Here is a 23446-nt window from a genome sequence, read left to right as displayed (position 1 = left end):
ATCCAGCCGGGAGGGGGAGAGATGTCCGACGGTACTGGTGACTCCGAGGACGTCGGCCTCTTCGCCCTCGAGGCGGAAGGCTCGCAACCTGCGACGGCCTCCCGCCCGAGCGGCGAGCGCCCGTCCCCGCCACCCGGCGGGACGGACGTCGATGCGGACGCGCCGCTCGCCGTCAGGATGCGTCCCGGCACGCTCGACGAGGTGCTCGGGCAGGAACACCTGCTCGGAGACAACTCCCCGCTGCGGAGGCTGGTCGAGGGCAGGGGTGCGAGCTCGCTCATCCTGTTCGGGCCGCCGGGCACCGGCAAGACCACGCTCGCGTCGCTCGTCGCCGCCGATTCCGACCGGCATTTCGTCGCGCTCAGCGCGCTGAGCGCAGGCGTCAAAGACGTGCGCGCGGTGATCGAGGCCGCGCGGACGCGGCTCGCGCACGGCACCCGTACCGTCCTCTTCATCGACGAGGTGCACCGCTTCTCGAAGAGCCAGCAGGATGCCCTGCTCGCCGCCGTCGAAAACGGAGTCGTGCTGCTCGTCGCCGCGACCACCGAGAACCCCCACTTCTCGGTCATCGCGCCGCTGCTCTCGCGCTCGCTCATCGTGCAGCTGCGCGCCCTCGACGAGGAGGCCGTCGCATCTGTGCTCCGGCGCGCCGTCTCCGATCCACGCGGGCTCGCGGGGAAGAAGGAGCTCGACGCCGACGCGCTCGACGACATCGTCCGCCTCTCCGGCGGCGACGCCCGACGCTCGCTCACGATCCTCGAGGCCGCAGCCGGAGCGGCCCGCGGCGAAACGATCACGGCCGAGGACGTCGAGACCAGCCTCGATGCCGCGCCCGTGCGCTACGACAAGGACGGCGACCAGCACTACGACGTCATCAGCGCGTTCATCAAATCCATCCGCGGCTCCGACGTCGACGCCGCACTGCACTACCTCGCGCGGATGCTCGTCGCCGGGGAGGACCCCCGGTTCGTCGCCCGCCGGCTCATGGTGCACGCATCGGAGGACATCGGGCTCGCCGATCCCACCGCCCTCCAGGCGGCCGTGGCCGCGTCCCACGTAGTGGAAAAGGTCGGGATGCCCGAGTGCCGGATCGCCCTCGCGCAGGCGACGATCCACCTCGCCACGGCGCCGAAGTCCAATGCCGTCATCGCCGCCATCAACGGCTCGATGGAGGACGTGCGCGCCGGGCGGATCGGCCTCGTCCCGCCGCACCTGCGAGACGGGCACTACAAGGGTGCGAAGGGGCTCGGGCACGGCGTCGGCTACCGGTATCCCCACGACGACCCCGCGGGAGTGGTGGGCCAACAATACGCGCCGGACGAGCTCGACGACCGCGAGTACTACACCCCGACAACGCACGGCAACGAACGGGAGCTCGGCGTGCGCCTCGGCAAGCTCCGCTCGATCCTCCGCGGGCGGCCGAAGCGCAAGTAGGCGCGGCGGGATCGGCCACCCGCGGCGGCGGTAGGATCAAACGACAGCAGGCACCGCAGGGGCAGCCGGTGAGGAACCGCCGGGGAATCCAGCCCGTATGATCACTAGAACCACATCTGGAGAGGTTGGGCAGTAGAAAAGTGCAGACCCATGAGATCCGTCGTCGCTTTATCGAGCACTACGTGAACGCGGGGCACACCGAGGTGCCCAGCGCCTCGCTCGTCCTCGACGATCCCAACCTCCTGTTCGTGAATGCGGGCATGGTGCCGTTCAAGCCCTTCTTCCTCGCGCAGCAGACGCCGCCGTTCGACACAGCCGTCTCGATCCAGAAGTGCGTTCGAACTCTCGATATCGACGAGGTCGGCATCACCACGCGCCACAACACGTTCTTCCAGATGGCCGGCAACTTCTCCTTCGGCGACTACTTCAAGGAGGGCGCGATCACGCACGCGTGGACGCTGCTCACCGGCTCCCGCGAATCAGGCGGCTTCGGCATCGACCCGGAGCGCCTGTGGGTCACTGTCTACCTCACCGACGACGAGGCGGAGGGCATCTGGCGCGACAAGATCGGGGTCCCGCCCGAGCGCATCCAGCGCCGGGGGATGAAGGACAACTACTGGTCCATGGGAGTGCCCGGCCCGTGCGGCCCGTGTTCGGAGATCTTCTACGATCGCGGCCCCGAGTACGGCGTCGAAGGCGGGCCCGAGGCCGATGAGGACCGCTACATCGAGATCTGGAACCTCGTCTTCATGGAGAACGAGCGTGGCGAGGGCAACGGCAAGGAGTCCTACGACATCGTCGGGCCGCTGCCGAAGAAGAACATCGATACCGGCATGGGCATCGAGCGCGTCGCGTTCCTCCTCCAGGGCGTGGAGAACGTCTACGAGACCGATCTCCTGCGCCCCGTGATCGCCACCGCCGAGGAGCTCACCGGAACCGAGTACGGCGCGGCCCACGAGAGCGACGTGCGCTTCCGCGTGATCGCCGACCACACGCGCACCTCGTACATGCTCATCGCCGACGGCGTGATCCCCGGCAACGAGGGGCGCGGCTACATCCTGCGCCGCCTGCTGCGCCGCATCGTCCGGGCCGCGAGGCTCCTCGGTGCGCCCGGCGAGACCATGGGCGCTCTCATGGATTCGGTATGTGACGCCGTGGGCCCGTCCTTCCCCGAGACCGTCGAGAACTATTCGCATATCCGGAAGATCGCGGTGGCCGAAGAGGCGGCGTTCCTCAAGACGCTCGAGTCCGGGACCGCGCTGTTCGAGCGCGCCGCCCAGTCGACGAAGTCCTCGGGCAGCTCCACGCTCTCGGGCTCCGAGGCGTTCGCGCTCCACGACACCCACGGTTTCCCTCTCGATCTCACGCTCGAAATGGCCTCCGAGGCCGGCCTCGAGGTCGACGAGGCGGGCTTCCGTTCGCTCATGGCCGAGCAGAAGGCCCGTGCCAAGGCCGATTCGCAGTCGAAGAAGCACGCCCACGCCGACCTCAGCGTGTACCGCTCGTTCCTCGACCAGGGGGCGACCGAGTTCCTCGGCTACGACGAGCTCTCGGGCGAGGGGAAGGTCATCGGCCTCGTGCGTGACGGCGGTGCCGTCGACTCCGTCGAGGCCGGCGAGACGGTCGAGGTAATCCTCGACCGCACGCCGTTCTACGCCGAGGCCGGTGGCCAGCTCGGCGACCGCGGCGGCATTCGCACTCCCGGAGGCGCGACCCTCGAGGTCGACGACGTCCAGAAAATCGGCAAGCAGCTCTGGGTCCACAGGGCGCGCGTGCTCGACGGAGGGCTCGAGCTCGGCCAGACCGCCTCCGCCGAGGTCAACCCCCTGTGGCGCAAGGGCGCGAACCAGGCGCACTCGGGCACGCACATGGTGCACGCGGCGCTGCGCGACATCGTCGGCCCCGATGCGGTGCAGGCAGGTTCGCTCAACCGCCCCGGCTACCTGCGCTTCGATTTCCAGTCCTCCGACGCCGTCCCCGCGGACGTGCTCGCGCAGGTCGAGGAGCTCACCAACAGCGCGATCGACGCCGACTACGAGGTCAACACCGTCGAGACGAGTCTCGAGAAGGCCAGGGCCATGGGCGCGATGGCGCTGTTCGGCGAGAACTACGGCGACGAGGTCCGCGTGGTCGAGATCGGTGGACCGTTCTCCATCGAGCTCTGCGGCGGCACGCACGTCGCCTCGAGCGCGCAGATCGGCCCCGTGGTGTTCCTCGGAGAGTCCTCGGTGGGCTCCGGCGTCCGCCGCGTCGAGGCTTACGTCGGCATGGACGCGTTCCGTCATCAGGCGAAGGAGCGCGCCGTGCTCTCCGGTCTCGCCACCGCGCTCAAGGCGCCGTCGGATCAGGTACAGGACCGCGTCGACTCGCTCGGCGAGCGCCTCCGCGCAGCGGAGAAGGAGCTCGAGGCGCTGCGTGCGGCGCAGCTCGCCGCCGACGCCGGGAAGCTGCTCGACAAGGCCGAGCGAGTCGGCGACGTGCTCTTCCTCGCGGAGAAGGCGCCCAAGGGCACCGGGGCAGGCGACCTCCGGAAGCTGGCGCAGGATCTGCGCGGACGCCTCGGCTCCGAGCCGGGCGTCGTCTTCCTCACCGCGGAGGCGGGGGAGAAGGTCCCGTTCGTCCTCGCCGTTTCGCAGGGCGCGCAGGATCGTGGCCTGGCGGCGGGCTCGCTGGTGGCCGAGATCTCCGAGCCCCTCGGCGCGCGGGGCGGAGGCAAGGCGGACATGGCACAGGGCGCCGGGACGAACGCCGGAGGCATCGACGCCGCGGCCGCCGCGATCCGCTCCGCTCTACAGGCGTAGCGGGTGGCATTCGAGAGGGGCCGGCGTCTCGGCGTCGACGTGGGCCTGGCCCGCGTCGGCGTCGCTTCGTGCGATCCCGACGGCATCCTCGCCACGCCCGTGGAGACCATCGCCGTATCCGATGGGCCGGAGGCCGAACCGGCGCCGTGGGCCGCGGAGATCACGCGGCTCCTCGAGCTCGCCGAGGAGTACGAGGCCCTCGCCGTCGTGGTCGGCATCCCCGCGAGCCTCCGCGGCGGGCACACGGCCTCTACAAAGATGGCGGCGTCCTTCGTTTCCGTTCTTCGCGAACGTATCCCGGATAGCATCGCGGTATTCACCGCCGACGAGCGCTTGAGCACCGTGCAGGCTTCGAGCAATCTCCGCGCCGCGGGAAAGAAGGCGAAGAAGCAGCGCTCGGTCATCGACCAAGCCGCAGCCGTCGCGATCCTCCAGACTTGGCTGGATTCGGCGCGCGCGGCGCGGTGGTAACGATTCGGCTACAGCCACACGTTAGAATCGCCTGAAGATCATCCGCCAAGGTTCTGCTTCGACGTAAGGGTCCCTATGCCTCACTCCTCCCGGTCCTCCCGCACCGCGGGGCCGCTTCGAGCTCTACTCATCGCTGCGCTCGTCGGCGTCATCATCGCTGCGGGACTTCTCGTCTACCGCGGGGTGGGGGGAAATTCGAGTGCCGACTATAAGGGGCAGGGCGAAGAAAGCGTCATCGTGCACGTCGAGGAAGGGGAGGGCCTCGACGGTGTCGCGACCTCTCTCGCCGACCTCGACGTGGTCAAGTCCACCGGAGCCTTCACCACCGCAGCGATGAACAACCCGGTGGCCGAGGGCCTGCAGCCCGGCTACTACGAGTTGCGCAAGAAGATGAAGGCCTCGGTGGCCGTCGCGATGCTCGCGGACCCGAACTCCCGAGTCGGCATGCTCCAGGTTCCCGCAGGCGCCCGCCTCAACGACACCACGGTGGTCGGCGGGCCCGGCGCCACCGGCATCTACCAGGCGCTGTCCGAGGCCTCGTGTCTCCGCGCCGACGATGATGGCGGAGAGCAGAAGTGCGTCAGCGCCGAGGAGTTCAAGCAGGTCGCCTCCGACGCCGATCCCGCGGCGATCGGCGTCCCCGAGTGGGCGATCAACGAGGTCCGCGGCGGTCCGGACCCGACGCGCCGCCTCGAGGGTCTCGTCACCGCCGGCAACCACGATTTCGATCCCTCGCAGTCGCCCGAGGAGATCTGGCACGAGCTCATTTCCTCGTCCGCGCAGCAGTACGAGCAGTCGGGTCTCCTCCAGTCCGCCGAGGCCCTCAAGCTCAGCCCCTATCAGCTCATGACGGCGGCGTCGCTCATCCAGCACGAGGCCGGCGCCGCAGACTACGGCAAGGTCGCGACGGTGATCCTCAACCGCCTCGCCAAGCCGATGCCGCTACAGTTCGACTCCACGGTCAACTACACACAGACCGACCAGGAAGTCGCGACCACGGACGACGCGCGCAACCAGGACAACCCCTGGAACACGTACGCCCACGAGGGCCTGCCCTACGGCCCGATCGCCAGCCCCTCGATGGAGGCGATCACCGCGATGGAGCACCCGGAGCCCGGCGACTGGCTCTACTTTGTCACCGTCTCGGAGGACGGCGCCACGAAGTTCACCTCGAACTACGACGAGCACCTCGCCAACCAGCAGGAGGCCGTCGACTCGGGCGTCCTCGCCACGGGACGCTAGTACCGCGGTGGCGGAACAGACAGGCACGGTCCGGCGCGCGGCCGTTCTCGGCGACCCGGTCGAGCACTCGCTCTCCCCGGTACTCCACTCCGCCGGGTACGAGGCGCTCGGACTCGAGGGCTGGTCGTACGGGCGGATCCAGTGTCCTGCGGGAGAACTCGAGCGAATCGTCTCCGGCGCGGGGCCGGAATACCGGGGTTTCTCAGTGACCATGCCGGGTAAGCCCGAGGCCCTCGCGTACGCCGACCGGATCACCGATCGCGCGCTCAAGGTCGACTCGGCGAACACGCTTCTGCGCGAAGATTCGCCCGGCTGCGGGAGCGCGAACTGGGTCGCCGACTGCACGGACATCGACGGCGCCGCCGCGGCCGTCGCTCTGCACGGCGCTCTGCCCGGTGGCTGGAAGGCCGTGCTCTTCGGCGCCGGCGGTACCTCCCGGCCATTCATCGCCGCTCTCGCCGAGGCGGGTGCCGCGGAGATCGTCATCGCGACGCGCAGGCCCACTGCCGGCCCAGCGCTCGCCTGTGCGGAGCGCTTCGGCGTTCCCGCACGCGACGTTCGGCTCGATTCGCCGGAGCTCACGGCGCTCGTGGAAGGTGCGGCGCTCGTCGTCAATACCGTTCCCGCTCCCGGGGCCGAGGCGCTCACTCCGCTGGTCGGCGGGGCGGCCCGGCTCGTCGACGCGCTCTACGATCCGTGGCCGACGCCGCTCGCGCGAGCTGTGCTGGAGTCCGGTGGAACGGTGGTTGGCGGGGACGAGATGCTCCTCGGCCAGGCGCTCGGGCAGTTCGAGCAGTTTACGGGCCACGCCGCCCCGCGCGAGGCGATGCGGGCCGCGCTCAACGATGCGCTCGCGCGCAGGTCTGCTCGCGGGCGGTAGCGCACCCCGCAGGCGGCACCGCACGCCTACCGTTCGGGCGTGAAGATCCCGCCGGGCGCATTGCCAGTTCCCGCAAGCGCCGCGATGGCGTCACCCGCTCTGCCGGCGCTGCACGCTGCGGACGGGATGCTCGCCGTGCTCGCACTGGCCGCCTGGGCAGTGGCGCTCACCCTTACGGACGTGCGCACGCTCCGAATCCCTCCGCGCCTCCGGCTCCTCGGGCTCTTCTGTGCTCTGCTGGCCCTCGCGGCGTTCGCGCGCGGGGAGTGGTCGGCCGATTCGCGCATGCTCGCCCACGTGGCGGCGGGCGCCGCGCTCCTCGCGGCCTTCTATCTCGCGGCCCGCGTCGCCAATCCGGCGGCACTCGGCGGCGGGGATCTGCGCCTCGCCCCGACGATCGGGGCGCTCGGTGGGATAGCGGGACCGGGCGGCATTGCGCTCGTGCTCGTCGCGCCGTTCGCGGTCAGCGGCGCATGGGGCCTGTACGAGCGGTTGGCGAGGTCGCCTGGCGCGGGCGGGCGCGCATTCGTCCCGCATGGACCCGGCATGGCATGGTCGGCGGTCGCAGCCCTGCTCCTCGCGGTCTGAGCCCGTCGAATCGGTCCGGCGACTCCCGCATTTGTGCATCCACAACCCGAATCGCCACGCAGGCTGCCTGCATGGGATAATCGGCGACGTGCTCAAGTGGACTACAGCAGGAGAATCGCACGGCCAATCCCTCGTCGCCATGGTCGAGGGCATGGTCGCCGGCGTCGGCGTGGTCCGCGAGGACATCGCCACGCAGCTCGCCCGTCGCCGCCTCGGATACGGCCGCGGCGCGCGGATGAAGTTCGAGCAGGACGCCCTGCGCCTGCTCACCGGCATCCGCCACGGCAAGACCATGGGCTCGCCCATTGCCATCGAGATCGGGAACACCGAGTGGCCCAAATGGGAGCAGATCATGTCGGCGGACCCCGTCGACATGGCCGAGATCGAGGACCAGGCGCGCGCCGCGAAGCTCACCCGCCCGCGGCCCGGGCACGCCGATTTCTCGGGCATGCTCAAGTACGACGTCGACGACGCGCGGATGATCCTCGAGCGCGCCAGTGCCCGGGAGACCGCATCGCGCGTGGTGTGTGGCACCATCGCCCGCAATTTCCTTCGCGACCTCTTCGGCGCGGAGGTCGTCTCGCACGTGATCTCCATCGGGGAATCCGCCCCGTATGACGGCCCCGTTCCCGGCCCCGGGGACCTCGCCGCCATCGACGAGAGCCCTGTCCGCGCCTTCGGCAAGGACGCCGAGGCGGACATGATCGCCCGCATCGACGCCGCGAAGAAGGCGGGCGACACGCTCGGCGGGGTCGTCGAGGTCGTCGTCGATCCGTTGCCCATCGGCCTCGGCTCGCATGTCTCGGGGCCCGAGCGTCTCGATGCGCAGCTCGCCGGGGAGCTCATGGGGATCCAGGCCATCAAGGGCGTCGAAGTTGGCGACGGGTTCACCACCGCCCGCCGCAGGGGCTCGGAGGCGCATGACGAGATCTACGTCGACGCCGAGGGGATCTCGCGCTCGACGAACCGCGCCGGCGGCATCGAGGGCGGCATGACCAATGGGCAGCAGCTCCGCGTCCGCGCGGCGATGAAGCCCATTTCGACCGTCCCGCGCGCGCTGTCCACCGTGGACATGGCCGACGGCTCGAAGGCGTCGGCGATCCACCAGCGTTCCGACGTGTGCGCCGTCCCCGCGGCCGGCGTGGTCGCCGAGGCCGCGGTCGCGTGCGTCGTCGCCCGCGCCGCGCTCGCGAAGTTCGGCGGCGATTCGCTCGCCGAGACCCGCCGCAACCTCGAGGCCTACCAAGAGCGCGTGGCCGAACGACTGGCGTTCGACGCCGAGTAAGCGCCCGTGGACCGCGAACAGCAGCAGGGAGGCGCCCGGCACGAGGGCGCGCCCGGCACGGGGGCGCAGCCAGTGCCGGTCCCGGACCGCAGGCGCACCTCGCTGCCCGGCCCCATCGTGGTCGTCGGGATGCCGGGATCCGGGAAGACGACGGTGGGGCGGCGGCTCGCCCGAGTGCTCGGGGTCGATTTCCTTGACACGGACCAGCTCATCGAATCCGACCAGGGCGTGAGCATCCCGGAGATCTTCGCCGGCCGGGGCGAGCCCTATTTCCGCGAGGTCGAGGAACGGATCGTCGCGGATGCCGTCGGCTCGGCGAACGGCGTCGTCTCGCTCGGCGGGGGAGCGATCATATCGGCGGATACGCGCAGGCTCCTCGGGCCGCACACCGTCGTGCACCTCACGATCGGCGTCGCCGAGGGTGCGCGCCGCAGCCGCGGCGGGAACCGGCCGCTGCTGGCGAACTCCGATGTCCTCGCCAAATACCAGGAGCTCCACACGTACAGGGCGCCCCTGTACCGCGAGGTCGCGACCGTGGCGGTGTCGACCGAGCGGCGCTCGACGGGCAAGGTCGTCCGCGATCTCGTCGAGCTCCTCGACCCCGGTCTCGCCTCGTCTCTCGACGTGGACGCCGAGGCCCAAGCGGCCGCCGAAGCCGCCTCGGCCGCAGGGACACCGGAGGCTGCTAAGGACACGCTTTCCGCCTCGGATCCCACCGCGGAACCCGGTGCGACGGCCGACAGGTAGAACTTGAGAGGTGGTGCGCGCGGGCTCTCCGGTTCGAGCTCACGGGCCGTGGGCCTCGGGCCACGGGACACAGCCCAAAAACCACGAGGCCACACGCCCGCGCGGACGCGACATGCACATGCACGAGACAGAAGTACGGGGCCGCAAGCCCCGATCGGAGGAAGGTAGCGCGATGAGCCAAGAGGCGACCGAACAGGCGGGCGCGGCAGGGAACGACCAGCCCACAGAGGTGCGGGTCGAATCCGCCAGCCCGTATACGGTGACCATCGGCCGTGGCCTCCTCCCGGAGATCGTCGCGTCGTGCTCCGGCGCGCACCGCGTGGCCGTGATCTACCAGCCCCCGCTCAAGGAGACCGCCGAGGGCCTGCGCGAGGCGCTCGAGGAGGCCGGGCTCGAATCCCACCGCGTGGAGATCCCCGACGCCGAGGACGGCAAAGACCTCTCGGTCGCCGCCTACTGCTGGGACGTTCTCGGACAGATCGGCCTGGGTCGCAAGGACGTCGTCATCGGCCTGGGCGGCGGCGCCGCGACCGATCTCGCGGGTTTCGTCGCCGGTACATGGATGCGCGGAGTCTCCTGCGTGCACGTGCCCACGACGCTCCTCGGCATGGTCGACGCAGCCGTGGGAGGCAAGGCCGGCATCAATACCGACGCGGGGAAGAACCTCGTCGGCGTGTTCCACGAGCCCGCGGCCGTGCTCGTCGACACCGCCACCCTCGCCACAGTGCCGCGCAACGAGCTCATCTCGGGCATGGCGGAGATCATCAAGTGCGGGTTCATCGCCGATCCCCAGATTCTCGACATCGTCGAGGCTGATCCCGAGGCTGCGCTCGACCCGACCGGTCCGGTCCTCGTCGACCTCATCCGCCGGAGCATCCGGGTCAAGGCCGATGTCGTCGGCAAGGACCTGCGCGAATCGAGCCTCCGCGAGATCCTCAACTACGGCCACACGCTCGGCCACGCGATCGAACGCCGCGAGAGCTACCGCTGGCGCCACGGCGCCGCGATCTCCGTGGGCATGGTCTTCGTCGCCGAGCTCGCGCGACTCGCCGGACGACTCGACGACGCCACCGCGGACCGTCACGCCGAGATCCTCGGGGCGGTGGGCCTGCCGGTCTCCTACGACCCGGACGCCTTCCCGCGTCTCCTCGAGCTCATGCAGGGCGACAAGAAGAACTTCTCGGGCATGCTCCGGCTGGTCGTCCTCGACGGCCTGGGCAAGCCCGGACGACTCGAGGCCCCCGACCCATCGCTTCTCGCCGCGGCCTATGCGGCTGTCGCAGAGGGCTACGAGGCGCCGACCCAGGGCGGGGGGATCTTCCTGTGACGACGCAGCTCCCCACCACCCCGGACCACGCGAGCCCCAACTACGCCGCACGGCGTGCGCGCGTTCTCGCCGAGCTCGACAAGCGATCCTCCGCCGCAGGCGCCGACTCCCTCGACCGACTCGACGGGCTCCTCGTCACCGACCTGAACAACGTCCGCTACCTCACCGGATACTCGGGTTCCGCCGGCTCGGCGCTCATTCTGCGAGACGGCACCACGCACTTCGCCACCGATTCCCGGTACACCGAGCAGATCAAGACGGAGCTCGACCCCGCGATCGAGGTCCACATCACCCGCAACTACGAGGCGACGATCGTCGGCGCGGCGCTCGGCAACGCCGGCGGGATCCTCGGCATCGACGATGCCCACTTCACGGTCGGGGACCTGCGCCGGCTCCGCGAGGAGTTCGTCGCCCTCGCCCACGGCATCGATTTCGTCCACTCCGCCGGACTCGTCGAGGAGGCGAGGCGTCAAAAGGACGATATCGAGATCGCGACCATTGCCCGTGCCTGTGCGGTCGCCGACACGGCGTGGACGTCACTCGTCGAGAACGGGCAGATCGCCGCCGGCCGCACCGAGCGCCAGGTCGCCGCGGACCTCGAGTGGCACATGCGCATGGCCGGTTCGGACGGCGTCTCTTTCGACACCATCGTGGGCTCGGGCCCCAATGGGGCTCTGCCGCACTATCACGCCGGGGACCGTGTGCTGGAAAACGGCGACCTGGTGGTCGTGGACTTCGGCGCCTACGTCGACGGATACGCCTCGGACTGCACGCGCACCGTGGGCATCGGGACGTTGGCCGACTGGCAACGGGAGATCTACGGGATCACCCTCGAGGCCCAGTTGCTCGGATCCTCCGCCGTCACGCATGGGGTGGCGGGGAGCGAGGCCGACGCGGCCGCGCGCCGGCACATAGACGCGGCAGGCTACGGGGAGTACTTCGGGCACTCGCTCGGCCACGGGGTCGGGCTCGACGTCCACGAAGCGCCTGGGCTCTCGCAGAGCTCGGCCAGTACACTGTTGCGCGGCGATGTGGTCACCTCCGAGCCCGGCATCTACCTGCCAGGGCGCGGCGGCGTGCGCATCGAGGACACGCTCCTCGTCACCGACGCCGAGCCGCGGGTGTTCACGACCACGTCGAAGGACCTGCTCGAGCTGTAGGGCCGCCGCGCGAGCGGGCCGGGCAGCCATGAGCACGACAATCGCGCGATATCCGAACGATCGACACGACAAGCAAAGAGACCAAGGAGCTTTCCGATGGCGTCGACCGCCGATTTCAAGAACGGACTCGTCCTCAAGGAGGACAACCAGCTGTGGCAGATCATCGAGTTCCAACACGTCAAGCCGGGTAAGGGCCCGGCCTTCGTGCGGACGAAGATGAAGAACGTGGTCTCCGGCAAGATCATCGACAAGACCTTCAACGCCGGAGTCAAGGTCGAGACCGCGACCGTCGACCGCCGCGACATGCAGTACCTCTACCGTGACGGCGAGGACTACGTCCTCATGGACGCCGAGACCTTCGACCAGATCAACGTCACGCCCGTCGTGATGGGCGATGGCGCGCGCTTCCTCCTCGAGAACGAGACCGTTCAGGTCTCGATGCACGAGGGCGAGCCGCTCTTCGCCGAGATGCCCGTCGCGGTCAACCTCGTCGTGCAGCACACCGACCCGGGCCTGCAGGGCGACCGCTCGACCGGCGGCACGAAGCCCGCCACGCTCGAGACCGGTGCCGAGGTCCAGGTCCCGCTGTTCATCAACACGGGGGACAAGCTGCGCATCGACACCCGCGATGGCAGCTACCTGAGCCGGGTGAACGACTAGGAATGTCCGAGTCCGAAACCGGCCGCCAGGCCGACCCATTCCACCGTCGCGGGGCGCGCTTCCGCTCCCGCCGGCGCGCGGCGTCGCTGCTCTTCGAGGCGGAGATTCGCAACCTCGACGCGACCGAGCTCGCCCGTGAGCGACAGGAGCTCGGAGCCGTGAACGAGGACGTGGGCGAGGTCTCGCCCTTCGCGCTCACGATCGTCGAGGGCGTCTCCGCGCACCGCGAGCGCATCGACTCCGCGATCTCCGACCATCTCGACGGCTGGGTGCTCGAGCGCATCCCCTCCGTCGATCGGGCGATCCTCCGCGTCGGCGCCTGGGAGCTCCTCTTCAGCGAAGAGGACACCCCCGACTCGACCGTGATCGACCAGGCGGTGTTGCTCACCGCCGACATCGCGGCGGAGAAGTCGATGGCGTACGTCAACGCCGTGCTCGACCAGATCGCCGGGCTCGCAGGGCACATCAAGGCCGCCGAGGCCGCTGTCTCCGTGCTCGGGGATCTCGATGCGGGAGCCGCCGCAAAGGGAGAGAGCTATTCGGAGGACGCAGGCTCCGCCGTCGGCGAGGGCGACATGATTGCCGAGGCTTCCGCGGATGCCGAACTCGACGAGGCCGCCGAGGCTGCCGAGGACGAGCCAGGGAGCGCCGGGGCCGAAGACGCAGCGAACTGATAATCTCGAAGCGTCGATCGCGGGGTCGGCAAAGGTGACGAAAACAGGCTTCATCAGAAGTCGAGGTTCCGGCCCATCCCGCGGCACGCAGAGGTACAAACCGAATACATCCCTTTAACAAGCCGTCCCGTGAGGCGGACAAGGAGGTGGAGCCGGTGAGTGGTGACGTGGAATTGATGTCCGCGCAGGACGTCTCGCGCACGATTTCCAGGCTTGCACATCAGATCATCGAACGGACCGAGCTCGGCGCTGATAGCGAGGCGCCGCCGGTCCTTCTCGGCATCCCGACCCGGGGCAAGCTCCTCGCCGAACGGTTGGTCGGCCGCATTGAGGAGTTCGCCGGTATCCGTCCATCGGTCGGCGTCCTCGACATCACCCTGTACCGCGACGATCTCCGCGAGCGCCCACTTCGGCCCGCCGGCAAGACCGAGATTCCCGCCGAGGGCATCGACGGCCGCACGGTGATTCTCGTCGACGACGTCCTCTACACCGGCCGCACCGTCAGGGCCGCGCTCGACGCGCTGCGCGACGTCGGTCGCCCCTCCCGGATCCAGCTCGCCGTCCTCGTCGACCGCGGGCACAGGGAGCTCCCACTCCGCGCCGACTACGTGGGCAAGAACGTGCCCACCGCCCGCCACGAGGGCGTCTCCGTGGCCCTCGCCGAGGTCGACGACGGCCGTGACGCCGTCCTCCTCGACCGCAATGAGGGCGCCCGACCCGAGGGGGCCGGGCAATGACCGCGAACCTGCTCTCGGCCGCCGATCTGTCCGCGGACGAGATCCACGCGCTCCTCGACGAGGCCGACCAGCTCAAGTCCTCACTGCTCGACAGGGACGTCCGCAAGCTCCCGACGCTCCGCGGCCGCACGGTGATGACCGTCTTCTACGAGAATTCCACCCGCACGCGCGTCTCCTTCGAGACCGCAGGGAAGTGGCTCTCCGCCGACGTCATCAACGTTTCCGCCTCTTCGTCCTCTGTCTCCAAGGGTGAATCGCTCCGCGACACCACGAAGACCCTTGCGGCGATCGGCGCCGACCTGCTCATCGTGCGACACCCCGCCTCGGGGGCCGCCAAACAGATCGCCGGGTGGATGGACGAAGACGGAGTGCGTACCGGCGTGGTGAACGCAGGCGACGGGATGCACGAGCACCCGACCCAGGCCCTGCTCGACGCCATGACCATCCGCGAGAGCCTCGGAGGGTTCGCCGGCCGAAAGATCGTCGTCGTGGGCGATATCCTCCATTCCCGAGTAGCCCGTTCGAACGCGCTGCTCCTGTCCACACTCGGCGCCGAACTCGTCTTCGTCGCCCCGCGCACCCTGTGGCCCGCCGGCACGGAGACCTGGCCGGTGCGGATGACCGACGACCTCGACGCCGAACTCGTCGACGCCGATGCCGTAATGATGCTCCGGGTCCAGGCCGAGCGCATGAACGGGGGCTTCTTCCCCTCTGCTCGCGAGTTCTCCGTGCGTTACGGGCTGTCCGAGGCCCGCGCCGCGCGACTTCCCGAACACGCCATCGTCATGCACCCCGGGCCGATGCTCCGCGGAATGGAAATCGGCTATCCCGTCGCGGACGCCCCGCGCTCCGTCGTGCTCCCACAGGTCACCAACGGCGTCCATCTCCGGATGGCCGTCCTGCTCCGCTCTCTCGTCCACTCGGAAGGAAACGCCTAGTGTCAGCACCAGTGTCACAGTCCACGGAGGCGCCTTCCGGCCTCCTCATCACCGGCGTCACTCTGTACGGGGAAGGCGATCCGGTCGATATCCGCATCTCCGGTGGAGTGATCACCGAGATCGGCCCCGAGCTCGCCATCGACGGCGAGACCGTCCTCGACCGGCGCGGCCAGGTCGCGTTGCCCGGTCTCGTCGATCTGCACACGCATCTGCGCGAGCCGGGACGCGAAGACACCGAGACCATCGAGTCCGGTTCCCGCGCGGCGGCGCGCGGCGGCTACACCTCGGTTTTCGCCATGGCCAACACCTCACCCGTCGCCGACAACCAGACGATCACCGATTCTGTGTACCGCATCGGCCGCACGGTCGGCCTCTGCGACGTCCACCCGGTCGGCGCGGTCACCATGGGGCTAGCTGGCGAACAGCTCGCGGAGATGGGCCAGATGGCAGCGGGGGAGGGCGCGGTCCGCATCTTCTCCGATGACGGCAAGTGCGTCCACGACCCGCTGGTGATGCGCCGCGCCCTCGAGTACTCGGCCTCGCTCGGCGTGCTCGTAGCGCAACACGCCGAAGAGCCGCGGCTCACGGTCGGGGCCGTCGCCCACGAGGGTCCCACCGCTGCGCGCCTCGGACTCGCGGGCTGGCCGCGCTCGGCCGAGGAGTCGATCGTCGCCCGCGACGCGATCCTCGCCCGGGACGCGGGCGCGCGGCTCCACATCTGCCACGCCTCGACCGCCGGCACCGTCGAGCTCCTGCGGTGGGCCAAGGAGCAGGGAATCGCGGTGACCGCCGAGGTCACCCCGCACCATCTGTTCCTCGACGATTCCCGCCTCGAGACCTTCGACGGTGTGTACCGGGTCAACCCGCCGCTGCGCGAGGACACCGACGCCGCCGCACTCCGCGAGGCGCTGCGCAGCGGGATCGTCGACTGCGTCGCCACCGACCACGCGCCCCACGCCAGCCAGGAGAAGTGTTGCGAGTTCGCCCAGGCCCGCCCCGGCATGCTCGGCCTTGAGACGGCGCTGCCCATCGTCGCCGCGCTCTTTGTGGAGGACGGTGACCTCGACTGGCGCTGGGTTGCGAAGGTGATGAGCGAGCGACCGGCGGAGATCGCAGGCCTCGCCGATCAGGGCAGGCCCTTGGCCGCGGGGGAACCCGCGAACATCGCCGTCATCGATCCGAATGGGGCGTGGACGGTCGACGCGGAAGGGCTCGCGAGCCTCTCCCACAACACCCCCTACGCGGGGACGGAGTTCGGCGCGTCCGTGACCGCGACGGTCCTGCGCGGCGCCGTGACCCACGATGCCGCAGCCCTCGCTACAGGCACCGGCGCGGGCGCCGAAGAAGAGGGGGCCGCGCGATGACCCAGAACGTATGGACCTCGATCATCGCCGTGCTCATCGTCCTCGGCATCGCCACGCTCATGTGGCGTGGCTGGCACGGAAGGCTGCGCCGGCAGTCGGAGCTCCTCGGCGCTCTGCCCGAGGTGCCCGAGAACCTCGGTGAGCCGCTCCTCGAGCCTCTCACCGGCGTGTACATCGGTACGACGACCGCCGGGGAATGGAACAACCGCATCGCGCAGTCGCCGCTGGGCTTCCGCAGCGCAGGCACCCTCGTGGCCTATCCCGAGGGCGTACTGCTCAACCTCGACGGCGGCAGGATCTGGATTCCGGACCCCGCTCTCACGGCCGTGCGAGCGGACTCGAAGATCGCGAACAAGGTGGTGCCCGGCAAGGGGATCCTCGTGTTCACCTGGGCCGCGCCGGCCGGAGATGCGGCCGGCGATTCCGAGGCCAGCCCCGGCTCCCGCACCGTCGCCCTCGACACCGGCTTCCGCGCCGACGACAAAGACCACTACGCCGACTGGACGGCACTGAAGGAGAGCAAATGAGCACCGACCCCACTCCCACCTCCGGCGAAGGGCGGACCGCTCGCTCTGCTCTCCTCGCCGAGCCCGCCGCGCTCGTCCTCGAGGACGGCACCGTCCACCGCGGACACGCCTACGGGGCGCGCGGTGAGACCCTCGGCGAGGTCGTCTTCTGCACCGGCATGTCCGGCTACCAGGAGACGCTCACCGACCCCTCGTACTGCAGACAGATCGTCGTCGCCGCGGCGCCGCAGATCGGCAACACGGGCTGGAATCCCGAGGACGGCGAGTCGCACGTCTCAGGCGCCGACGACTCGTCCGGCCGCATCTGGGTCTCCGGATTCGTCATCCGTGACGCCGCTCGCCGCGATTCGAACTGGCGCTCCACCGGCACGCTTGAGGACGAGCTCCGCACGCAGGAGATCGTCGGGATCAGCGGGGTCGATACCCGCGCCATCGTCCGCCGCCTCCGCGACAAGGGCTCGATGAAGGCCGGGATCTTCTCCGGCGACGCCCTCGAGTCCTCGACCGAGCAGCTCGTCGAGCGGGTCCGCGCGCAGGACGCCATGGCCGGCGCCGACCTGTCCGGCGAGGTCTCCACCGATGAGACCTACGTGGTCCCGGCCGAGGGGGAGACCCGCTTCCGCGTCGCCGCCCTCGATCTCGGCATCAAGTCGAACACCCCGCGCATGCTCGCCGCGCGCGGCATCGAGGTCCACGTCCTTCCGCATGACGCGAGCCTCGCGGAAGTCAAGGCCATCGATCCCGACGGCGTCTTCCTCTCGAACGGTCCCGGCGATCCCGCCACCGCCGATGAGGCCGTCGCCCTGACCAAGGCCGTCCTCGGCGAGAAGCTGCCCTTCTTCGGCATCTGCTTCGGCAACCAGATCCTCGGCCGCGCGCTCGGCCTCGACACGTACAAGATGCCGTTCGGCCACCGTGGCATCAACGTGCCGGTCAAGGAGCTCGCGACCGGCAAGGTCGCTATCACGTCGCAGAACCACGGCTTCGCGCTCCGCTCGCCCGAGGGCGGCACGTGGGAGTCCCCGTTCGGCCCCGCCCGGGTCACCCACCTCTGCGCGAATGACGACGTGGTCGAGGGAGTCGCCCTCGAGGACGGGTCCGCGTTCTCCGTCCAGTACCACCCCGAGGCCGCCGCAGGCCCCCACGACGCGTCCTCGCTCTTCGATCAATTCACCGAGCTCATGTCCCGCACGGCGGGTAACGCCCAGGGCTCCTCCAACAGAAAGGCGGCCGAGTAAATGCCACGGCGTCACGACATCTCGCACGTCCTCGTCATCGGCTCCGGCCCCATCGTCATCGGGCAGGCCTGCGAGTTCGACTACTCCGGAACCCAGGCGTGCCGCGTACTGCGCGAGGAGGGCATCCGGGTCACGCTGGTCAACTCGAACCCGGCGACGATCATGACAGACCCGGGCTTCGCCGACCACACCTACGTCGAGCCCATCACCCCGGAATTCATCGACAAGGTCTTCACCAAGGAGGCCGAGGAGGGGCATCCCGTCGACGCCGTCCTCGCGACGCTCGGCGGGCAGACCGCGCTCAATGCCGCGATGCAGCTCGATGCCGAGGGCATCCTGGTCAAGCACGGGATCGAGCTCATCGGTGCGGACATCCCCGCGATCAATCGCGGCGAGGACCGGCAGACATTCAAGGACATCGTCGCGAAGGTCGGCGGCGATTCCGCGCGCTCCCGCGTCTGCCACAACATGGACGAGGTCTACGACACCGTCGCCGAGCTCGGCCTCCCCGTCGTCGTCCGGCCGTCGTTCACCATGGGCGGCCTGGGCTCCGGCCTCGCCTTCACCAACGAGGACCTCGAGCGCATCGCCGGCGGTGGCCTCGCCGCCTCGCCGACCGCGAACGTGCTCATCGAGGAATCCATCCTCGGCTGGAAGGAGTACGAGCTCGAACTCATGCGCGACGGCAAGGACAACGTCGTGGTCGTGTGTTCCATCGAGAACGTCGACGCCCTCGGCGTCCACACCGGCGATTCGATGACGGTAGCCCCGTCGATGACCCTAACTGACCGCGAGTACCAGCGGATGCGCGATCTCGGCATCGACATCATCCGCGAGGTTGGCGTGGCCACCGGCGGCTGCAACATCCAGTTCGCGGTCAACCCCGAGGACGGGCGCCTCGTGGTCATCGAGATGAACCCCCGTGTGTCCCGCTCCTCGGCACTCAGTTCGAAGGCCACGGGCTTCCCCATCGCGAAGATGGCCGCGAAGCTTGCCGTTGGTTACACACTCGACGAGATCGACAACGACATCACGGGGGAGACCCCGGCGTGCTTCGAGCCCACGCTCGACTACGTCGTGGTCAAGGCGCCGCGCTTCGCCTTCGAGAAGTTCCCCGGCGCCGACGACACCCTCACCACGACCATGAAGTCGGTGGGCGAGGCCATGTCCATCGGCCGCAACTTCCGCGAGGCGCTGGGCAAGGTGCTCCGCTCGCTCGAGACCAAGCCCACCGGATTCTGGACCCAGACCGACGAGAAGGTCGCGTCCGGCCGTTCCACGGACGTCTCCGCCGTGCTCGACGACCTGCGCACCCCGACCGAGGGCCGCATCTACGACTGCGAGCTCGCTCTCCGTCTTGGCGCAAGCGTCGAGCAGGTCCACGAGGCCTCGGGCCTCGACCCGTGGTTCCTCGAGGAGATCGCGTACCTCATCGAGCTCCGGCAGGCGATCGTCGACGCGAACGTGCTCGACGAGGATCTCCTGCGCCTCGCCAAGCACAACGGTTTGTCCGACGAGCAGATCGCCGCGCTGCGGCCGGAGTTCGCGGGCGCCGAGGGCGTCCGCCGCTTGCGCCACAAGCTCGGTGTGCACCCCGTCTACAAGACCGTGGACACCTGCGCCGCCGAGTTCGAGGCGAAGACGCCGTACCACTACTCGACCTATGAGCTCGACCCCGCCGCCGAGACCGAGGTCGAGCCGCAGACAGAGCGCGAGAAGGTCATCATCCTCGGTTCCGGGCCCAACCGAATTGGCCAGGGCATCGAGTTCGACTACTCGTGCGTCCACGCCGCCCAATCGCTCTCGGCCGCCGGCTACGAGACCGTGATGGTCAACTGCAACCCCGAGACGGTCTCAACGGACTACGACACCGCGGATCGCCTCTACTTCGAGCCGCTCACGCTCGAGGACGTGCTCGAGGTCTACAACGCCGAGACCGAGTCCGGCACGGTCGCGGGTGTGCTCGTGCAGCTCGGCGGACAGACCCCACTGGGGCTCGCCGCCGACCTCGAGGCCGCCGGCGTCCCGATCCGCGGCACCCTGCCCGCTGCGATCGACCTCGCCGAGGACCGCCGCGAGTTTGGCGAGGTGCTCGTCGGCGCCGGGCTGCCCGCACCCGAGTTCGGCACCGCCATCTCGTCCAACGAGGCGAAGGAGATCGCCGCGTCGATCGGCTACCCGGTTCTCGTGCGCCCGTCGTACGTGCTCGGTGGCCGTGGCATGGAGATCGTCTTCGACGAGGCCGCGCTCGAGTCTTACATCGACCGCGCGACCGAGCTGAGCCCGGACCACCCCGTGCTCGTCGACCGCTTCCTCTCCGATGCCATCGAGATCGACGTCGACGCGCTGTTCGACGGCGAGGACATGTACCTCGGCGGCGTCATGGAGCACATCGAGGAGGCCGGTATCCACTCCGGCGACTCGGCGTGCACGCTTCCGCCGATCACGCTCGGCAGCGACGACATCGACCGCGTACGCGAGTCGACCCGCGCCCTCGCCAAGGGGATCGGCGTCCGCGGACTCATCAACGTGCAGTACGCGCTCAAGGACGACACGCTCTACGTGCTCGAGGCCAATCCCCGCGCCTCGCGCACGGTGCCCTTCGTCTCGAAGGCCACCGGCGTACAGATGGCTCGGGCGTGCGCGCGGATCATGATGGGCGAGTCCATCGCTTCCCTCAAGGCCGAGGGGCTTCTCCCACGCGAGCTCGACGGTGGTTCCATTCCGGCGGAGGCGGCCGTCGCCGTCAAGGAGGCGGTCTTGCCGTTCAACCGTTTCCGTACTCCCGATGGGCGGATCGTCGATTCCCTCCTCAGCCCGGAGATGAAGTCGACGGGCGAGGTCATGGGCATAGCACCCGACTTCGCCATCGCCTTCGCGAAGGGCCAGCTCTCCGCGGAGGGCTCGCTCCCGCTCTCGGGCAACGTGTTCGTCTCCGTCGCCAACACCGAGAAGCGCGCGGTACTCTTGCCCGCGCTCCGGCTCTCGGCGCTCGGCTTCAGGATCTACGCGACCGAGGGCACGGCGCTCATGCTGCGCCGGCACGGCGTCGATGCGACCGTGGTCACCAAGCTCACTTCCTCGGGCGATGCACCGCTCGACGAAAACGGCGAGCCGCTGCCGACCATCGTCGACCACATCAACGCCGACGAGATCGACCTCGTCATCAACATTCCCGCGAACTCCGGGCCCCATCGCGCGGACGGGCACGAGATCCGCTCCGCGGCCATCGCGCGCCGGATCCCGTGCATGACCACGGTGCAGGGCGTATCGGCGTGCGTGCAGGGTATCGAGGCTATGCAGAACGGCGAGGCGCTCGTGAGCCCGCTGCAGGAGCTCCACTCGATCGGCGTGGCTGAGTCGTGAGTGGCCCGGAGAGCGGTTCGAACGACGTTGTCAGCGCAGCACCGGGCACGGGCACGGGCACGGAACAACCCGCTACATCCGTAGACGGATATGGCGAGCGTCTCGAGCGGACGGTTGCCGAGCGGGGGCACCTCTGCCTCGGCATCGATCCGCACCCCGGGCTCCTCGAGGACTGGGGGCTCCCACGCAGCGCCGAGGGCGTCCGGGAGTTCTCCGCCCGCGTTGTCGAGGCCGGGGGAGACCTGGCCGCGGCGATCAAGCCTCAGGTCGCCTTCTTCGAGGCATACGGATCTGCGGGAATGCGGGTGCTAGAGGACGTGTGCCGTGACATCGCAGCCCGCGGCGCGCTCGTCATCGCCGATGCCAAGCGTGGTGATATCGGCTCGACCCTCGCAGCCTATGCGGAGGCGTGGCTGGCGCCCGGAGCGCCGTTCGCGTGCGATGCCGTGACCCTCTCGCCGTATCTAGGCGTGGGCGCGTTGGAGCCTGCTTTCGCTGCCGCAGAGGCCTCGGGGCGGGGCGTCTACGTCCTGTCGGCGACCTCGAATCCGGAGGCAGTGGGGCTCCAGAACGCCCGTCTGGCGGACCTAACGACGTCCGCCGAGGATGCGTCGGGAATCACCACGGGTCAGACGCTCGCGCAATTCGTCGCCGACGAGATCGCGGCCAGGAATCGCGCCGGGCGCAAGCCGGAGAACCCGGCGGTCGGCCTGGTCATCGGTGCCACGGTGGCCGAGCCCCCTGCGGTGGGCCGGGACCACGGCCCGCTCCTCGTCCCCGGTTACGGGGCGCAGGGTGGCGGCGACTCGGACATACGTCGCGTGTGCGGGGGAAACTTGCCCTCTGCTCTGATCAACGTCTCCCGCGCGATCCTCCGCCACGGGCCGGACGTGGCGGCACTGCGAGAGGCGACGATCGCCGTCAACCAGCAAATGTCCGCCGTGGAGAAATCCGAGTAACTCGAGCCCTTTTCCTGGTAAACGTCGAGACGCCGGGTACCGTGTACTCCGACGAAGTTGATTCGGCCAGGCCGAACGGCGCGTGCCCCGCGAACGCGGGCCGCTCGAACCGCTCGAGCGCGGTGCGATTAACTTTGACCGACGCGCATGCCCTACCGTGGGCACGCGCAATCACGAACGAGACATTCGAACCTACGGAGGAATTGTGGCCCTTCCCCAGCTGACCCCGGAAGAGCGCGCTGCCGCTTTGGAGAAGGCGGCTGCTGCCCGCCGCGCACGCAAGGAGCTCAAGGAGAGCCTCAAGCGTGGCGGCACGGACCTTAAGCAGGTGCTCAAGGACGCCGAAACCGACGAGATCCTCGGCAAGATGAAGGTCTCCGCGCTCCTCGAGGCGCTCCCCAAGGTCGGCAAGGTCAAGGCGCAGGAGATCATGCAGACGCTCGAGATCGCCCCGACTCGCCGCCTCCGCGGCCTCGGCGACCGTCAGCGCCGCGCGCTCCTCGAGCACTTCGACTTCGAGGCCGAGTAGCAGTAGCACTCACCGAGACCATCGGTCTGCCGGACTCAATAGCCGAGCAACCGACACTGTCTTCGGGCCGCCTGCGGGGCGGTCGCGGGAGGGGCACGTCCCCGGAAACCCTGCGGCCGCCCCGCAGGTGTCTGTCGGGAGGATGTCGGTCGCCGCGTTACGGCAGCGTCGACGGCCCCGGCAGGAGACACGCAACAGGCAGCACAGACGAAGCGATCGCCGCGGCATGCGGTCGATCCCACGAGAAAGGATCGGCATTGGCCGACCACAGCGGGCAGCCCGGAGTCGAGCCGGCAGAGGGCAGGGGGAGGCTGGTCGTCCTGGCCGGGCCCTCGGCCGTCGGTAAATCGACGATCGTCGCCGGGCTCCGGGAACAGATTCCGGACCTCTACTTCAGCGTCTCGATGACCACTCGGGATCCGCGTCCCGGCGAGGTCGACGGACGCGACTACTACTTCGTGAGCAAAGAGGCCTTCCGTGAGGCAATTGCCGAGGGCAGGATGCTCGAGTGGGCGGAGA

General features: G+C 69.3%; 20 protein-coding genes and 1 pseudogene. All 21 read left to right on the top strand.

Translation table 11 applies throughout. From position 1 onward, the window contains the following. Nucleotides 1-21 precede the first annotated feature (21 nt). A complete protein-coding gene (locus tag V7E05_RS04800; protein WP_333618534.1) occupies nucleotides 22-1434 on the top strand; it encodes a replication-associated recombination protein A in 1413 nt (470 codons plus the stop codon). A gap of 140 nt (nucleotides 1435-1574) precedes the next feature. After that, nucleotides 1575-4235, top strand: a complete 2661-nt coding sequence (alaS, locus tag V7E05_RS04795; protein WP_333618533.1) for an alanine--tRNA ligase — start codon at nucleotides 1575-1577, stop codon at nucleotides 4233-4235. A gap of 3 nt (nucleotides 4236-4238) precedes the next feature. Beyond that, complete coding sequence (ruvX, locus tag V7E05_RS04790; RefSeq protein ID WP_333618532.1) at nucleotides 4239-4706, top strand: Holliday junction resolvase RuvX; 468 nt, start codon at nucleotides 4239-4241, stop codon at nucleotides 4704-4706. A 75-nt stretch (nucleotides 4707-4781) separates the two neighbouring features. Beyond that, entirely contained in the window at nucleotides 4782-5948 is a 1167-nt protein-coding gene (locus V7E05_RS04785; protein ID WP_333618531.1) for an endolytic transglycosylase MltG, read from the top strand. Nucleotides 5949-5955: 7 nt separating this feature from the next. Further along, complete coding sequence (locus V7E05_RS04780) at nucleotides 5956-6828, top strand: shikimate dehydrogenase (protein ID WP_333618530.1); 873 nt, start codon at nucleotides 5956-5958, stop codon at nucleotides 6826-6828. A 39-nt stretch (nucleotides 6829-6867) separates the two neighbouring features. Continuing rightward, nucleotides 6868-7416 carry a prepilin peptidase gene (locus tag V7E05_RS04775; protein ID WP_333618529.1) on the top strand — a complete coding sequence of 183 codons (549 nt, stop codon included), beginning with the start codon at nucleotides 6868-6870 and terminating at the stop codon, nucleotides 7414-7416. A 79-nt stretch (nucleotides 7417-7495) separates the two neighbouring features. Continuing rightward, nucleotides 7496-8701, top strand: a complete 1206-nt coding sequence (gene aroC, locus V7E05_RS04770; protein ID WP_333618549.1) for a chorismate synthase — start codon at nucleotides 7496-7498, stop codon at nucleotides 8699-8701. A 102-nt stretch (nucleotides 8702-8803) separates the two neighbouring features. Beyond that, nucleotides 8804-9298, top strand: a pseudogene (locus V7E05_RS04765) (shikimate kinase); the annotation flags it as partial. A gap of 322 nt (nucleotides 9299-9620) precedes the next feature. Next, on the top strand, nucleotides 9621-10775 hold the full coding sequence (gene aroB / locus V7E05_RS04760; protein WP_333618528.1) for a 3-dehydroquinate synthase: 1155 nt from the start codon (nucleotides 9621-9623) through the stop codon (nucleotides 10773-10775). Beyond that, nucleotides 10772-11935, top strand: a complete 1164-nt coding sequence (locus V7E05_RS04755) for a M24 family metallopeptidase (protein WP_333618527.1) — start codon at nucleotides 10772-10774, stop codon at nucleotides 11933-11935. The genes aroB and V7E05_RS04755 overlap by 4 nt, the downstream gene beginning before the upstream one ends. A 96-nt stretch (nucleotides 11936-12031) precedes the next feature. After that, complete coding sequence (gene efp / locus V7E05_RS04750) at nucleotides 12032-12595, top strand: elongation factor P (protein WP_333618526.1); 564 nt, start codon at nucleotides 12032-12034, stop codon at nucleotides 12593-12595. A gap of 2 nt (nucleotides 12596-12597) precedes the next feature. Beyond that, nucleotides 12598-13269 (top strand): transcription antitermination factor NusB, encoded by a 672-nt coding sequence (nusB, locus tag V7E05_RS04745; protein ID WP_333618525.1) that lies wholly within the window; start codon nucleotides 12598-12600, stop codon nucleotides 13267-13269. Nucleotides 13270-13415: 146 nt separating this feature from the next. Next, complete coding sequence (gene pyrR, locus V7E05_RS04740) at nucleotides 13416-14006, top strand: bifunctional pyr operon transcriptional regulator/uracil phosphoribosyltransferase PyrR (RefSeq protein ID WP_333618524.1); 591 nt, start codon at nucleotides 13416-13418, stop codon at nucleotides 14004-14006. After that, entirely contained in the window at nucleotides 14003-14944 is a 942-nt protein-coding gene (locus V7E05_RS04735; protein ID WP_333618523.1) for an aspartate carbamoyltransferase catalytic subunit, read from the top strand. Before pyrR ends, V7E05_RS04735 begins: the two co-directional genes overlap by 4 nt. Next, nucleotides 14944-16308, top strand: coding sequence for a dihydroorotase (locus V7E05_RS04730; RefSeq protein ID WP_333618522.1), 1365 nt, complete (start codon nucleotides 14944-14946; stop codon nucleotides 16306-16308). The genes V7E05_RS04735 and V7E05_RS04730 overlap by 1 nt, the downstream gene beginning before the upstream one ends. Further along, on the top strand, nucleotides 16305-16835 hold the full coding sequence (locus tag V7E05_RS04725) for a PH-like domain-containing protein (RefSeq protein WP_333618521.1): 531 nt from the start codon (nucleotides 16305-16307) through the stop codon (nucleotides 16833-16835). Before V7E05_RS04730 ends, V7E05_RS04725 begins: the two co-directional genes overlap by 4 nt. Then, nucleotides 16832-18073, top strand: coding sequence for a glutamine-hydrolyzing carbamoyl-phosphate synthase small subunit (gene carA / locus V7E05_RS04720; protein ID WP_333618520.1), 1242 nt, complete (start codon nucleotides 16832-16834; stop codon nucleotides 18071-18073). The genes V7E05_RS04725 and carA overlap by 4 nt, the downstream gene beginning before the upstream one ends. Continuing rightward, nucleotides 18074-21439: a carbamoyl-phosphate synthase large subunit gene (carB, locus tag V7E05_RS04715; RefSeq protein ID WP_333618519.1), complete on the top strand. Its 3366-nt coding sequence runs from the start codon at nucleotides 18074-18076 to the stop codon at nucleotides 21437-21439. Beyond that, entirely contained in the window at nucleotides 21436-22398 is a 963-nt protein-coding gene (gene pyrF / locus V7E05_RS04710) for an orotidine-5'-phosphate decarboxylase (RefSeq protein ID WP_333618518.1), read from the top strand. Before carB ends, pyrF begins: the two co-directional genes overlap by 4 nt. A gap of 205 nt (nucleotides 22399-22603) precedes the next feature. Beyond that, nucleotides 22604-22927, top strand: coding sequence for an integration host factor, actinobacterial type (gene mihF, locus V7E05_RS04705; protein WP_333618517.1), 324 nt, complete (start codon nucleotides 22604-22606; stop codon nucleotides 22925-22927). A 257-nt stretch (nucleotides 22928-23184) separates the two neighbouring features. Further along, nucleotides 23185-23446, top strand: a 262-nt coding sequence (locus V7E05_RS04700) for a guanylate kinase (RefSeq protein WP_442891598.1), incomplete at its 3' end; no start/stop codon positions are given.

The sequence above is a fragment of the Dietzia sp. genome, from assembly GCF_036741115.1.
GTDB lineage: Bacteria > Actinomycetota > Actinomycetes > Mycobacteriales > Mycobacteriaceae > Dietzia.
This window is presented reverse-complemented; position numbering and strand designations above follow the sequence as displayed.